Source organism: Pseudomonas sp. LBUM1640, assembly GCF_059716225.1.
In genome coordinates, this window is record NZ_CP166816.1 from 2,365,045 (window position 1) to 2,378,959 (window position 13,915).

The 13,915-nt window shown below is 60.6% G+C and carries 15 protein-coding genes and 2 pseudogenes; 10 read left to right on the plus strand and 7 right to left on the minus strand.

What is annotated here, in order from left to right; genetic code table 11:
- The first annotated feature begins 41 nt into the window (after nt 1–41).
- The 3 genes and pseudogenes from ctpM to ACA065_RS10700 all read left to right on the plus strand — a co-directional run.
- Entirely contained in the window at nt 42–1,721 is a 1,680-nt protein-coding gene (gene ctpM / locus ACA065_RS10690) for a methyl-accepting chemotaxis protein CtpM (RefSeq protein ID WP_497694463.1), read from the plus strand.
- A 103-nt stretch (nt 1,722–1,824) separates the two neighbouring features.
- Nucleotides 1,825–2,067: pseudogene (locus ACA065_RS10695) on the plus strand (RraA family protein); the annotation flags it as partial.
- Nucleotides 2,056–2,217, plus strand: a pseudogene (locus tag ACA065_RS10700) (RraA family protein); the annotation flags it as partial. The pseudogenes ACA065_RS10695 and ACA065_RS10700, both read left to right, overlap by 12 nt.
- Nucleotides 2,218–2,368: 151 nt before the next feature.
- Here the strand turns inward: ACA065_RS10700 and trhP are convergent.
- Complete coding sequence (gene trhP, locus ACA065_RS10705) at nt 2,369–3,682, minus strand: prephenate-dependent tRNA uridine(34) hydroxylase TrhP (RefSeq protein ID WP_497694464.1); 1,314 nt, start codon at nt 3,680–3,682, stop codon at nt 2,369–2,371.
- Nucleotides 3,683–3,853: 171 nt separating this feature from the next.
- On the opposite strand from trhP, the gene ACA065_RS10710 reads away from it, so the two are divergent.
- The gene (locus ACA065_RS10710; RefSeq protein WP_497694465.1) at nt 3,854–4,402 is read left to right on the plus strand and encodes a thioredoxin family protein; all 549 of its coding nucleotides are present in this window, start codon (nt 3,854–3,856) and stop codon (nt 4,400–4,402) included.
- Nucleotides 4,403–4,509: 107 nt separating this feature from the next.
- Nucleotides 4,510–5,577 carry an AI-2E family transporter gene (locus ACA065_RS10715; RefSeq protein ID WP_497694466.1) on the plus strand — a complete coding sequence of 356 codons (1,068 nt, stop codon included), beginning with the start codon at nt 4,510–4,512 and terminating at the stop codon, nt 5,575–5,577.
- A gap of 3 nt (nt 5,578–5,580) precedes the next feature.
- Here ACA065_RS10715 and ACA065_RS10720 read toward each other — a convergent pair whose 3' ends face one another.
- The 3 genes from ACA065_RS10720 to ACA065_RS10730 form a co-directional block, all read right to left on the minus strand.
- Nucleotides 5,581–5,763, minus strand: a complete 183-nt coding sequence (locus tag ACA065_RS10720) for a hypothetical protein (RefSeq protein ID WP_497694467.1) — start codon at nt 5,761–5,763, stop codon at nt 5,581–5,583.
- A 91-nt stretch (nt 5,764–5,854) separates the two neighbouring features.
- The gene (locus ACA065_RS10725; protein WP_197629488.1) at nt 5,855–6,049 is read right to left on the minus strand and encodes a hypothetical protein; all 195 of its coding nucleotides are present in this window, start codon (nt 6,047–6,049) and stop codon (nt 5,855–5,857) included.
- 232 nt (nt 6,050–6,281) lie between these two features.
- The gene (locus tag ACA065_RS10730) at nt 6,282–6,635 is read right to left on the minus strand and encodes a hypothetical protein (RefSeq protein ID WP_128591675.1); all 354 of its coding nucleotides are present in this window, start codon (nt 6,633–6,635) and stop codon (nt 6,282–6,284) included.
- A gap of 156 nt (nt 6,636–6,791) precedes the next feature.
- Here ACA065_RS10730 and ACA065_RS10735 point away from each other — a divergent pair, with 156 nt between their 5' ends.
- Nucleotides 6,792–7,610 (plus strand): shikimate 5-dehydrogenase, encoded by an 819-nt coding sequence (locus ACA065_RS10735; RefSeq protein WP_497694468.1) that lies wholly within the window; start codon nt 6,792–6,794, stop codon nt 7,608–7,610.
- A gap of 119 nt (nt 7,611–7,729) precedes the next feature.
- Here the strand turns inward: ACA065_RS10735 and ACA065_RS10740 are convergent, their stop codons facing one another.
- Entirely contained in the window at nt 7,730–8,380 is a 651-nt protein-coding gene (locus tag ACA065_RS10740; RefSeq protein WP_497694469.1) for a YceH family protein, read from the minus strand.
- A 116-nt stretch (nt 8,381–8,496) separates the two neighbouring features.
- On the opposite strand from ACA065_RS10740, the gene ACA065_RS10745 reads away from it, so the two are divergent.
- Entirely contained in the window at nt 8,497–9,006 is a 510-nt protein-coding gene (locus ACA065_RS10745; RefSeq protein ID WP_083359185.1) for a DUF1993 domain-containing protein, read from the plus strand.
- Nucleotides 9,007–9,112: 106 nt separating this feature from the next.
- On the opposite strand, the gene sstT is transcribed toward ACA065_RS10745, so the two are convergent.
- Entirely contained in the window at nt 9,113–10,333 is a 1,221-nt protein-coding gene (gene sstT, locus ACA065_RS10750) for a serine/threonine transporter SstT (protein WP_497694470.1), read from the minus strand.
- Nucleotides 10,334–10,573: 240 nt separating this feature from the next.
- Between sstT and ACA065_RS10755 the strand changes: the two genes are divergently transcribed.
- Nucleotides 10,574–11,728 (plus strand): MFS transporter, encoded by a 1,155-nt coding sequence (locus ACA065_RS10755; protein ID WP_497694471.1) that lies wholly within the window; start codon nt 10,574–10,576, stop codon nt 11,726–11,728.
- Nucleotides 11,729–11,799: 71 nt separating this feature from the next.
- Here ACA065_RS10755 and nhaR read toward each other — a convergent pair whose 3' ends face one another.
- Nucleotides 11,800–12,702, minus strand: coding sequence for a transcriptional activator NhaR (gene nhaR / locus ACA065_RS10760; RefSeq protein WP_497694472.1), 903 nt, complete (start codon nt 12,700–12,702; stop codon nt 11,800–11,802).
- 135 nt (nt 12,703–12,837) lie between these two features.
- Here nhaR and ACA065_RS10765 point away from each other — a divergent pair, with 135 nt between their 5' ends.
- The gene (locus ACA065_RS10765; RefSeq protein ID WP_497694473.1) at nt 12,838–13,089 is read left to right on the plus strand and encodes a hypothetical protein; all 252 of its coding nucleotides are present in this window, start codon (nt 12,838–12,840) and stop codon (nt 13,087–13,089) included.
- 28 nt (nt 13,090–13,117) lie between these two features.
- Nucleotides 13,118–13,867 (plus strand): TerC family protein, encoded by a 750-nt coding sequence (locus ACA065_RS10770; protein ID WP_497694474.1) that lies wholly within the window; start codon nt 13,118–13,120, stop codon nt 13,865–13,867.
- Nucleotides 13,868–13,915: the final 48 nt, after the last annotated feature.

A 13,915-nucleotide genomic window follows, 5' to 3' on the forward strand; every position in this document is an offset into this window, starting at 1 on the left:
GGCCGATAGCCTCTCAAGTCGCCTAATAAGAGAGAAAAGCCATGCGTCTGAGTTTGAAGGCCAAAGTCCTGTCCCTCGCCGTTGTGCCGGTGTTGTTGTTTGCCGTGGTCATCAGCCTGACCACCGTGTGGATCCTCCAGGGCCAGGCGCGCAACGAGGTGGATGAAACCCGCCAGCGCCTGCTCAACGACGCCAAAGCCACCCTGCAAAGTTACGTAGAAGTGGCCATGACCACCATCAAGCCGCTCTACGACGCTGCCGCCCCCGGCGACACCGCCGCGCGGGCGCAGGTGGTCAAGTTGCTGTCCAACACCGGCTACGGCAAGGACGGCTACTTCTTCGGCTACGATTCCGAGACCATCCGCCTGTTCAAGGGCAACAGCCCGGACGGCGTAGGTAAAAGCTTCAAGGACAACCGCGACCCCAACGGTGTCTACGTCAACCGCGACCTGGTCAAGGTCGGCAAGGATGGCACTCACTACCTGCAATACAGTTCGACCCAGCCGGGGCAGACCGAACTGGTGCCCAAGCTCGGCTACACCGAGTACTTGCCGAAGTGGGACATGGTGATTGGCACGTCGGTCAACCTCGACGGCATCGAAGCGCAGGTGGCGGTGGTTGAGGCCAAGGTTCAGACGCGCATGGAAGGCGTGCTGCTGAGCATCCTCGGCCTGGCGGTGGTGGTGCTGTTGGTGATTGCCGCCGTGGGCATGGTCACGGCCAATACCATCTTGCGTCCGCTAAGCTTGATGAAAGCCAACCTCGACGATATTGCTGCGGGCGAGGGCGACTTGACCCGCCGCCTGGCCATCACCAGCCAGGACGAGCTGGGCGATCTGGCCGGCGCGTTCAACCGCTTTGTCGACAAGATTCACGGCCTGGTGCGCCAGATCACCGAGATGACCAGCCAACTCACGGGGTTAGTGAGCCAAGTGTCCGACCAGGCCCAGCGCTCTGAGCAGGCGATGGAGCGCCAACGTCACGAAACCGACCAAGTCGCCACCGCGATCAATGAAATGTCTTCTGCTGCGCAAGAAGTGGCGCGCAGTGCGCAGGGTGCTTCGGTGGCCGCGCAACAAACCGATGTGGAAGGCCAGGCCGCCAAGCGTGTGGTGGACGGCAGCATCGCGCAGATCCATGCACTGGTGAACGATATCCGCAGCAGTGGTGTGTCCCTCGACAGCCTGCAACAAGACGTATCGTCGATTGTCAGCGTACTCGGCGTGATCCGCTCGATTGCTGAACAAACCAACCTGCTCGCGCTCAACGCCGCTATCGAAGCCGCGCGGGCAGGTGAGGCCGGGCGTGGCTTTGCCGTGGTCGCCGACGAGGTGCGCGCCCTGGCCAGCCGCACCCAGACCAGCACCCAGGAAATCCAGGGCATGATCGACCGCCTGCAAAAAGGCACCGAGGCCGCCGTGGAAGCGATGCGCCGTTCCAGCGATGCCGGTGACGGCACCTCGGCCCAGGCCAACCAGGCCGGGGCCTCGCTGGACAGCATGGCGCAGCTGATCGGCACCATCAACTCGATGAACGCACAGATCGCCAGCGCTGCCGAAGAGCAGACGGCCGTGGCTGAAGAGATCAACCGCAGCGTGCATCAGATTGCCGTGGCGGTAGACAGCGTGGCCGATGAAACCCAACTGGGCGCCCAGACATCCCGCAGCCTGGCTGACTTGGGCCAGCGCCTGGGGCAATTGGTAGGCCAGTTCAGGATCTGATCTTTCATAGGTTTTACGTATGTTTGCCTAACGGATAGACGAATATACCTATCACTGCCTCTCGGTAAGACTTGAGCCCCAACCACAATAGGGGCTCACCTCAATGCCGCATCCCGACCCGCTACAGCGCCTGGCTGAACTCGACACCCATGCGGTCTGCGACGCATTGGACTTCCTGCAACTGCCCGGCGCTGTCGTCGGCATTCGGCCGTTGTGGGACTGCCCCAAGGTGGTCGGCCGGGCCAGCACGGTCAAGTTGGCGCCCAAGACCGACGCGGCACCCGGCGTGCACCTGATTTCCCCGGTGATCGACGCAATCACCACGGATGACCGCGTGCTGGTGGTGCCCCGCGCACGCGCCGAAGCAGTGGCGCGCACCGCACGGCAGATTGAAACAGTGGAATCGCAGATCCGTGCGCAGCTCGAGGCGGGCAAGACCCTCAAGCAAGCCCGCGAATCGCTGGGTTATCACACGCTGCAGAGGCAGGACTCGTGAAGACGTTGAATAAGCGCCTGGCCCTGGCAAAACCCTGCGCCATGACCGGCTGGCGCATCGGTTTCGCCACTGGGGCGCACCACGCCTCCCGGTAAGCTGCTGCAAACCGACGAAGACGCGAGGCGATCCGGCGATTCTGCGCGGCGACGCGTTAAAGGTCGCGCATCAGCAGGCCAAACCGCAGATCCATCTCGGCCGGGAGCAGCACGTACACCGTGTGCCCGTCCCCCGGCGCTACCTCGACGGCTTCGCCTTTGGCGTTGTGCAGGGTGGCCAGGTCAAAGTGAAAGTTGCCGGTAGGCGTCATCAATTCCAGGTGATTGCCTACAGCAAAGCGGTTCTTCACCTTGACCTCGGCCAACTCGCCGCGGCGCTCGCCGGTCAATTCGCCGACAAACTGCTGACGCTCCGACACCGAGCTGCCGTTCTGGTAGTTCTGGTATTCGTCGTGCACGTGGCGGCGCAGGAAACCCTCGGTGTAGCCGCGTTGGGCCAGTGACTCCAAATCGGTCATCAGGTTACGGTTAAAGGCGCGACCGGCCACTGCATCGTCGATGGCCTGGCGATACACCTGGGTGGTGCGCGCGCAATAGAAGTGCGATTTGGTGCGGCCTTCGATCTTCAGCGAATGCACGCCCATGTGCGTCAAGCGCTCCACATGCTGCACCGCACGCAGGTCCTTGGCGTTCATGATGTAGGTGCCGTGTTCATCCTCGAAGGCGGGCATTTGCTCATCCGGGCGATTGGCTTCCTGCAACAGGAACACCTGATCGGTCGGCGCGCCGATGCCCAGGGTAGGCTGAAACGTTTGGACGATATCCCCCGTGGTGTTTTCCACGGCAGGCGTGGCCTGGTATTTCCAGCGGCAGGCGTTGGTGCAGGTGCCTTGGTTGGCGTCGCGCTTGTTCATATAGCCCGAGAGCAGGCAGCGCCCGGAATAGGCCATGCACAAGGCGCCGTGCACAAACACTTCAAGCTCCATGCTCGGCACGTGCTGGCGGATCTCGTCGATCTCCTCCAATGACAACTCCCGCGACAGAATCACCCGGCAGATGCCTTGCTGCTGCCAGAACTCGACGCTGGCCCAATTCACCGTGTTGGCCTGCACCGAGAGGTGAATGGGCACCTGTGGGAAGTGGCGGCGCACCAGCATGATCAGCCCCGGGTCGGACATGATCAGCGCATCCGGGCCCATGGCGATCACCGGGGCCAGGTCTTTGAGGAAGGTCTTCAGCTTGGCGTTGTGCGGCGCAATGTTCACCACCACGTAGAAGCGTTTGCCCAGCGCGTGGGCCTCCTGGATGCCAAGCGCCAGGTTGGCGTGGTCGAACTCGTTGTTGCGTACGCGCAGGCTGTAGCGCGGTTGGCCTGCGTAAACCGCATCGGCGCCGTAGGCGAAGGCGTAACGCATGTTTTTCAGGGTGCCGGCGGGGGCGAGCAGTTCGGGGGCGATCACGGGGGGCATGGGCTTACGTCGCAAAAGGTCGCGAGGGTAGCGGAGCTTGATCGGGGATTTATTGATCCAGGTCGCCCTTTGCGGGTTTTGTATCGGTGTGTATCGGCCAGCGGTTTTCGACATAGGCGCGATACGTCAGGGGGGTCCAATGGTGCACCCCGTCTCCACAAGGTCATTACCATGCGACTTATCTGCGTGCTGTTCGCCGGCCTGCTGTTGGCCTTCGCCCTGGTAGCCAACCAGGTGGCCAGCCGTGAGGCTGACCCTGTGCAGGGCGCCATGCCATCTCTGGCGGGCGCGGTCGAATGGCTCAACTCGCCACCGCTGAGCACCGAGGCACTTAAAGGCAAAGTGGTGCTGGTGGACTTTTGGACCTACGACTGCATTAACTGCCGACGCGCGCTGCCGTACGTGCAGGCCTGGGCCAAGCAGTACGAGAAGGACGGCCTGGTGGTCATCGGCGTGCACACCCCGGAATACGCCTACGAACACATCACCGGCAACGTCCGGGAGCAGGTGCGCAAGCTGGGCATCACCTACCCGGTGGCCATCGACAGCAACTATGCGATCTGGCGCAGCTTCAATAACCAATACTGGCCGGCCCACTACCTGATTGATGCCACGGGGCAGGTGCGTTACAGCCACGTTGGCGAAGGCCGTTATGACGCTCAGGAGCAGATGATCCAGACGCTGTTGAGTGAGGCCAGGAAGGATGCTTCAAGCCGTTGAATCAAGCGGTCTATGCTTGTTGGAGAATCAAGGGCACTCCCACGTTTCGCAGCGGACTAAGCAACAGGGCCCACACAGGGCCTGGGCTTTTCTGACATGGACCGGACATGAATCAAACCAACCTGCAATTCAAAACCCTGCTGTTGCTGCTGGCCCTGGTGACCATCGCTTTTATCTGGATATTGCTGCCGTTCTACGGTGCGGTGTTCTGGGCGGTGATCCTCGGCATTATCTTTGCCCCGATGCAGCGCCGCCTGCAGCAGCGGTTCAACTGGAACCGCAACCTGACGTCGCTGGCGACTCTGACGGTGTGCCTGGTGATTGCGATTTTGCCGGTGATCATCACCAGCGTGTTGCTGGTGCAAGAGGGCGCGAACCTCTACAAAAACATCGAAAGCGGCAAATTGGACGTGGCGGGGTATATCGAACAATTCAAGAACATCCTGCCGCCGTACTTCCAGCATTTGCTGGACCGCTTCGGCATGGGCAACCTGGAAGGCCTGCGCGAAAAGATCGTCAAGAGCGCGATGCAGGGCAGCCAGTTCTTCGCGACCCAGGCGTTCAGCTTCGGCCAGGGCACGTTTGATTTCCTGGTGAGCTTTTTCATCATGCTATATCTGCTGTTTTTCTTGCTGCGCGACGGCCCCGAGCTGGTGCGCAAGGTACGCACGGCGGTGCCGCTGGCCGAGCCGCAAAAGCGCCGTTTGCAACTCAAGTTCAACCGGGTGGTGCGGGCCACGGTCAAGGGCAACGTACTGGTGGCCGTGACCCAAGGTGCGCTGGGCGGTTTGATTTTCTGGTTTCTGGATATTCCCAGTGCGTTGCTCTGGGCGGTGTTGATGGCGTTTCTATCGCTGTTGCCGGCAGTGGGCGCGGGGATTGTCTGGGCGCCGGTGGCCGCCTACTTCCTGTTGAGCGGTTCGATCTGGCAGGGCGTGGTGCTGGGCTTGTTCGGGGTATTCGTGATCGGGCTGGTGGACAATGTGCTGCGCCCTATCCTGGTGGGCAAGGACACCAAGATGCCGGACTACCTGATCCTGATCTCGACCCTGGGCGGGCTGTCGGTGTTTGGCTTGAACGGGTTTGTGATCGGGCCACTGGTGGCGGCGTTGTTTATGTCCAGCTGGGCGCTGTTCGTGGAGAGCAAGCCGCGGGTAAAGCTGCCGCTGCCTTGAATATCAGGCGTGCAGCCTGAACGTCGACGCTTGTTGCAGCTGTTTTTCGGCGGCGGATAACGAGGTGAGCGGGCCGCTGATGGGCTCGCCATCGCGTACCAAGTACCAACAGGCCAGCAACCCGTGCTCCCGAAGGGAGGCGGGGACGGCGCTGCCGATGACGGACATGATCTGAACAGTGGGCATAAATACCTCCATTTGCTATGGAGGCCACCTTACGGTGTGAGCACGCGCAGGAAAAATCACCTGGCTCGATAGTCGACATCAACGCCAAGCGTCAATCCACCACTTGATCCAGCATATTCACCACTTCCTGCTCACTGAGCAGGCCTTTGCGCACCAGGTTTTCCGCCAGCAGCGAAAGGAACTTCGCACTGCGGTGGCCTTCGAGGTGCTTGAGTTCGGTCAGCGCGCTGTAAACCTTGCTGGACGTGCACAGGCCGGCGGTGCGGTGCGGGTTTTGCGTGGGCATGATCAGTCGTCCTTGTTGTTATTGGGTGGACAGGGTCAATAGTGAGTCTGTTTCGTGACGTAAACATGACAGCGCGCGTACCGGCCCGGCAAGTAGACATTGGCCTTAATCATGTGCGATTACGGCTCGCCCATTGTCCTCATAGCGACCTTGGCCTTATGAAACCGGACGTTACAGGCAAAAAAAGGCCCCGCGTGTGGGCGAGGCCTGTTCCTGTCATGTCACTTCAGCGTTACCAGCCGCGGCCGTAATAGCCGTGGGGATGGCCGTAGTAGCCACGTGGTGGGCCGTAATAGACCGGCGCCGGGCGGTAATAAACCTGCTGTTGCACATACACCGGTGGCGGCGGTGCGTAGTAGACCGGCGGAGGCGCGGCATATACCGGTTGCGGCTGGACATACACCGGTTGCTGCACGTAGACCGGCTGGGATTGACTGGCAACCACGGAGCCGACAACGGCTGCGCCGACCAGTGCACCCAATACGGCCGGGCCACCCCAACCACCACCGTGGGCGGAGGCTTGGCCTGCCATAGCGAGTGCGCCGATCAGCAAGGCGATTTTGGGGATTTTACGAATCATGGTCATTCCTCGGTTAGCCCCTGCGCTTGTGGTCTGCAATCAATAGACTCAAGGATTGTCGCGGGGATACTTTTAAGACAACGTATTTCTGAAAAACAGCACAGCCGGTAGGTAAAGGTTGTGTAAGGTCTGTACCCAATTGCTTACTCAAAGGAGTTATCCATGCAGATGCACCCCAACAAGGACACCCAGCTGTGCATGTCATTGTCGGCGCGCCCCGGTAATTTCGGCTTGCGTTTCCATAACCATCTGTATGAACAGCTGGGTTTGAATTTTTACTATAAAGCCTTCAGCAGTCAGGACTTACCCGGTGCGATCGGCGGTATACGGGCCCTGGGTGTACGTGGCTGCGGTGTTTCCATGCCGTTCAAGGAGGCCAGTCTCGCCCTGGTCGATGAGCTCGATGACTCGGTCAAGGCCATTGCGTCCCTCAATACCATCGTCAACACCGATGGCCACCTCAAGGCTTACAACACGGACTACATCGCTGTCGAACAACTGTTGAAAAAGCACGCGGTGCCGAAGGATTCGACCTTTGCCCTGCGTGGCAGCGGCGGCATGGGCAAGGCCGTGGCCAGTGCCTTGCGTGACGGCGGTTATGCCAACGGCCTGATCGTGGCGCGCAACGAGGCGGCGGGCCGCGCGTTGGCCCAGAGCCTTGGGTATGAGTGGCAGGCGGAGCTGGGTGATTTACGCCCGCAGATGTTGGTTAATGTAACGCCGATTGGCATGACGGGTGGGGCAGAGGCGGACCAATTGGCCTTTGACGCTGAAGCGGTGGATGCGGCTGACACTGTCTTCGATGTGGTAGCGATCCCCGCCGAAACGCCGCTGATTGTGCGCGGGCGTGCCAAAGGCAAGCGGGTGATTACCGGGCTGGAAGTGATCGCGATCCAGGCGTTGGAGCAGTTTGTGTTGTACACCGGGGTGCGGCCGACTGATGAGCAGTTCGAGGCAGCAGTAGCCTTCGCCCGAGGATAACGGTCAGCGCAGATCCAAATGTGGGAGCGGGCTTGCTCGCGAAGACGTAGTGTCAGTCACCGCATATACGACTGATTCACCGCCTTCGCGAGCAAGCCCGCTCCCACATTTTGACCGAGTTAAGCCTGTTCCAGCTGGGCCAGGCGCTCTTCCAGCGCTGCAATCCTGGCTTCAAGCTCTTCGATACGATCCACAGAGACGGCACCCGCGGAACGCTCCACCGGGCTGCCGCGCGCCGCCAGAATCACCTCGATATCCGCCGGATCCCCCAGCGCATGGGTATAACGGTCTTCCCGCTGCCCGGCCTGACGCGGCACCAGCAGCGCCAGACCGCGCGCGATCAGACGCTCCAGCTGGTGCACCACTTGTTCGGCATCTTCAAAATCATGCATGCGCCCGCTGCGGGTCAGCAGTTCATTCACCGTTTGTGGCCCACGTAAAAACAGCAGCCCGATCAGGATCACCTGGGCCGGCACCAGCTCCAGTGCCTTTTCCACACGATGCTCCCAGCGGTCGGCGCGGCTGCCCATCACCAGGCGGGTAAAGCCTTGGCCTTCCAGCGCACGCAGGCTTTGGCCGACCTGGCCTTGGCTGAGGTTGGTCACCGGCTCGCGGCTGGTCTTCTGGTTGCAGGCCAGCACCAAGGCGTTGAGGGTCAGGGGGTAGGTTTCCGGGTTGGTCGCCTGTTTTTCGATCAGGCAGCCCAGGATGCGGATTTCCGTGCTGTTCAGGCGCGGCTCAGGGGTCTCGGTGTCGTGCTCGGCGGTCATCGCGCTTTCCCTATGCAGTGAATGCACTAGCCTAAGCCCGAAAAAATAAAAGACAAGCAGCTGGCATGTCTATAATCGCCGCTGGTTCCAAACCCTGCCATAACCGCGAGACTGTCATGACTATTTCCCTGTACGCCGCCTCCATCCCGGTCTTCAAGCAAATGCTCAACGCCTTGAGCGATGTGCTGAACAAAGCCGAAGCCCACGCCACCGCCAAGAACATCGAACCTAATGCCTTGCTGCAAGCGCGTCTGTTCCCGGACATGTTCCAGCTGGTGCGCCAGGTACAGATCGCTGTCGACTTCGCCAAAGGCGTTTCCGCACGCCTGGCCGAGATCGAAGTGCCGAAGTACGAAGACAGCGAAGTGACCTTCGCCGACCTGCAAGCGCTGATCGCCAAGGTGCTGGCGTTTGTCGACACCATCAAGCCTGAGCAAGTCGACGGCAAGGAAGGCATCGAGATCATCACCCGCCCAGGCACCCCGAAAGAGAAGCGCTTCAGCGGCCAGTCCTACCTGCTGACCTACGGCCTGCCGCAGTTCTTCTTCCACGTCACCACCGCTTACGCCTTGCTGCGCCACAACGGTGTGGAAGTGGGCAAGCGTGATTACATGGGCGCTTTCTAAGAAAGCCGCGTTCTAAATAGCCGCTTTCTAAAAAGCTGCGTTCCAAGCCAAAAAAGCCCGGAGTGGTTCTTCAATGAGCCGCCCCGGGCTTTTTTTCGCCTGCCGTTTAAGCCGTCTGTTCTTCCTTGCCCAGGCAAGCTGCCGCAGTAAACAGCACATCGGTGGACGAATTGAGCGCGGTTTCCGCCGAATCCTGCAGCACGCCGATGATGAAACCGACGGCCACCACCTGCATGGCGATCTCGCTGGGGATGCCGAACAGGCTGCACGCCAGCGGAATCAGCAACAGCGAACCGCCGGCCACCCCCGACGCACCACAGGCACATACTGCCGCAACCACGCTGAGCAGCACGGCGGTCGGCAGGTCGACGGCAATCCCCAGGGTGTGCACGGCGGCCAGGGTCAACACGGTGATGGTAGTCGCGGCCCCAGCCATGTTGATGGTCGCGCCCAGTGGGATCGACACCGAGTAGGTGTCTTCATGCAGGCCCAGGCGTTTGCTCAGCGCCAGGTTCACCGGAATATTCGCCGCCGAACTGCGCGTAAAGAACGCGGTAATGCCGCTCTCACGCAGGCACATCAGCACCAGCGGGTACGGGTTACGACGCAGTTTCCAGAACACAATGGCCGGGTTGACCACCAACGCCACGAACAGCATGCAGCCGATCAACACCGCCAGCAGGTGAGCGTAGCCGAGCAGGGCGCCGAAACCGGAAGTGGCCAGGGTCGAAGCCACCAGGCCGAAGATGCCGAGCGGTGCAAAGCGAATCACCACGCGCACAATCAAGGTCACGCCGTTGGACAAATCCTCAAGCACGGTACGGGTGGTTTCACCGGCATGGCGAATCGCTACGCCCATGCCGATGGCCCACGCCAGAATCCCGATAAAGTTGGCATTCATCAGCGCACTGACCGGGTTGTCCACCACGCTGAGCAACAGGCTTTGCAGCACCTCGCCGATGCCACCGGGGGCGCTGACGGTCAGGTCATGGGTGGCGAGCACCAGCGTCGAAGGGAACAGCGCGCTGGCAATCACCGCGACCACGGCGGCGGCAAAGGTGCCGAGCAGGTACAGGAACAGGATCGGTTTGATATGGGTTTCCTGGCCATGCTTATGGCTGGCAATCGAGGCCATCACCAGCACGAATACCAGGATCGGCGCCACGGCCTTGAGTGCGGCGACAAACACCTTGCCGATAAAACCGGTGGCCTTGGCCGCCTCCGGCAACAGCAGGGCCAGCAGAATGCCGGCGACCAGGCCGATGAGGATTTGCGTGACCAGGCTGACACGTGCCAGGCGCTGGAAGAGGGAAGGGGCGGCAGTCATAAACAGTTGTCTCTAGTTCTTTTAGTGGGAAGCAGCATTGCAGGCAGGAAGCGCTGTAGGAAGCAGGCGCAAAGTCTAACATGCTGTAGGAAACGTCCCGCTCAGTGCGACATTCCGTCACCGCAGCCGTAGGCTTTGGCCAAACCCCGACATACTCTGTTAACATTCTTGCCTCTCACCTTTCCTATCCGTCAGCGAGCCCTTCGGGCTGTCGTTGATGTCGTCGTTTCTGGAGTTTTCATGCTGTTTCCCATCCTGCTGCTGTCGGCCGCCGGCTTTACTGTGCTGACCACAGAATTCATCATCGTCGGCCTGTTGCCGTCCATTGCCCGGGACTTGAATGTCAGCGTGTCCCAGGCCGGGCTGCTGGTGACGCTGTTCGCTTTTACCGTGGCCGCCTTCGGCCCGTTTCTCACGGCGTACTTCGCGCGCTTCCCACGCAAGCGGCTGTTTATCAGCATCCTGATCATGTTCGGCGTAGCCAATACCGTGGCAGCGTTGGCGCCGAATATCTGGGTGATGGCGTTCGCACGGTTGATCCCGGCGCTCGGGTTGCCTGTGTTTTGGGCCTTGGCCAGTGAAACCGCCGTGGACATCGTCGGCCCGGAATACGCCGGGCGCGCCATCGAAAAGATCGGCTTCGGTATTGTCTGCGCCACGGTGTTCGGTATTCCCGTGGGCACCCTGATTTCCGACATGTTCGGCTGGCGCACCGCGTTTGCCATCCTTGCGGTGGTGGCGCTGGCCAAGGCCTTGCTGCTGTTCATCTATCTGCCCGTGACGAAACCGAAGAACGATCAGGTGACGCTGCGCTCGCAATTCAAGATCCTGCGCAACCCGGTGATGCAGGGGCATATTTTGCTGTCGGTCCTGGTGTTCAGCGGCATGTTCACCGCCTACACCTACTTGGCCGACATCCTCGAGCGCCTGGCTGGGTTCGACGGTACGCTGGTGGGCTGGTGCCTGATGGGCTTTGGTGCGGTCGGCCTGCTCGGCAACTCCCTGGGCGGGCGCGCGGTGGACCGCCACCCGTTGATCGCCTCCATGCTGTTCTGCGGGTTCATGATCGCGGGCATGGTGGCGCTGGTCCCGGCGATTCACTCAACGATTGGCCTGGCGGCGGCGATGGCGGTGTGGGGCGTGACCCAGGCGGCGATGTTCCTGGTCAGTCATGTGCGGTTGATGAAGGCCGCGCCCCATGCGCCGGCGTTTGCCGCGTCGTTGAACATAGCCGGGGCCAACCTAGGCATTGGCCTGGGCGCCATGGTGGGTGGGCATGTGATCGACACCCTCGGCCTGGGCAGCGTGGGCTTTGCCGCGTCGGGGTTTATCCTGGTGTCGATCCTGCTGGCGCTGTGGCTGATGACGGCTAAACCGGTATCCACCTGTGCCTGACGCTTGTGGGTGCGGGCTTTTTGGGGGCGCTTCGCCCCCCAGCGCAAGCAAGCTTGCTCGCCACACTGCCATCAGGGCAGGGCGGTAAACAACTCGCGCCGTGCACCTTCGGTAATCGCCACGATACCGGGGTGCTTGACCTTGCGTTCCACCGAGATCGCATAGAACGACTCCGTCACCGCATCGGTCTGGCCGATCAGCGCCACGCCATACTGGCGCACCACCTCGTCGGCAATCACGCTGGGGGCGATAAAGATTCCGCTGCCGGATTGGCCAAACGCCTGCATTAAGGCGCTGTCGTCGAACTCGCCAATGATCTTCGGTTGAATCTGCTGCTCGGCAAACCAGCGCTGCAAGCGGCTGCGCACTACCGTTTCCGCACCCGGAATCAACAGTGGCGCGCCCTGCAGGCAGCGTGGGAAATCGCCGCCGTACTGGTCAGCCAATGCCTGGGTGGCGAAAAAGCTGATGCCGCATTCGCCCAATTTCTGGCTGTAGCCTTTGATGTCCAAGTGCGTCGGCATGGGGCTGTCGGAGATCACCAGGTCCAGGCGCTGGATCGCCAGGTCAGCCAATAAACGTTCGAGCTTGTCCTCTCGGCACGTGATGCGGATCGGTTCGCTCAATTCCATGGTCGGTGCGATCAGCCGGTACACGATGGATTTGGGCACCACGTCCGCGACCCCGACCCGAAACAGGATCTGCTGTTCATTGGGCTCTGCGCGCAACAACGCCTCCAACTCATTACCGGTCTGAAACATCTGCTCGGCATAGGGCAGGGCGCGGCGCCCGGCTTCGGTGAGTTCCAACTGGCGCCCGACGCGCTGAAACAGCGCTATACCAAAGGTGTGCTCGAGCAGGCTGATCTGCCCGCTGATGGTCTGCGGCGTAAGGTTGAGTTGCTCGCAGGCGCGCACAATGCTGCCGGTCTTGGCCACCACCCAGAAGTAATGCAGTTGTCGGTAATTGAGCATGGGCGACCTACACTTCGTAAAAATCGAAGTATACGTGAGAAAAATACGAATTTTCCTGAACTGTTCGCGTGCATAGAATGCCTCGCTATCGAGGGGCCACTATTTGGACCCAATGGTTCTAACGAGGAATACATCATGAAACTCAATTCCCTGGGCGCCGCGTCGCTGCTTGCGCTTTCATTGGTAATGGTCAGCGGCTGTGATCAAGTCGAGAAGAGTGCGCAGCAAGTGCTGGGCAAGGCGACCGAATCTGCCAAGCAAGCCATCGATGACACCCACAAGGCTGCCGAGCAGGCATTGAGTGAAGCGACACAAGGCTTGATCAGCCCGCAGAAAAAGGATGATCAGCCAGAAGAAGAACCAGGTTCGAGCAGTAAAGAAGCCTAATTTCCCAGCACAACGTCAGGACTGACCTATGGATTACCTTTTACAACTGGCCGCCAGCCCCACCGCCTGGGTCGCACTGGCCACCTTGATCGTCATGGAAATCGTGCTGGGCATCGATAACCTGATCTTTATCTCGATCCTCACCAACAAATTGCCCGAGAAACACCGGGCCAAGGCACGCCGTATCGGTATCAGCATGGCGCTGGTGTTGCGCCTGGGCCTGTTGAGCACCATCGCGTTTATTGTGCAGTTGACGTCGCCGGTGTTTGAAGTCTTCGGCCAGGCGTTTTCCTGGAAAGACATGATTCTGATCGCCGGTGGCCTGTTCCTGGTGTGGAAGGCGACCACCGAGATCCATCACAGCATGGACCCGGAGCCTGAGGAGAAAGCCAGCACAGGTGCTGTGGTGTCCATCGGGTTCGCTGCGGCGATTGGCCAGATCCTGTTGCTCGACCTGGTGTTCTCCATCGACAGCATCATCACGGCGGTGGGTATGACCGAGCACTTGCCAATCATGATCATTGCCGTGGTGACCTCGGTCATCGTGATGCTGGTGGCGGCTGAACCGTTGGCCAAGTTCATCAACGACAACCCGACCGTGGTAATGCTGGCCCTGGGCTTCCTGATCATGATCGGCATGACGCTGATTGCCGAAGGCTTCGGCGCCCATGTGCCAAAAGGCTATGTGTATGCGGCCATGGCGTTCTCGGCAGCGATTGAGTGCTTGAACATCGCACGACGCAATCGCCATCAGCGTTTGCTCGCCGCCAGGCAGTAACGCCAGAAACGCAAAAAGCCGGCTGGGCTCGCAAGCGCCCAACCGGCT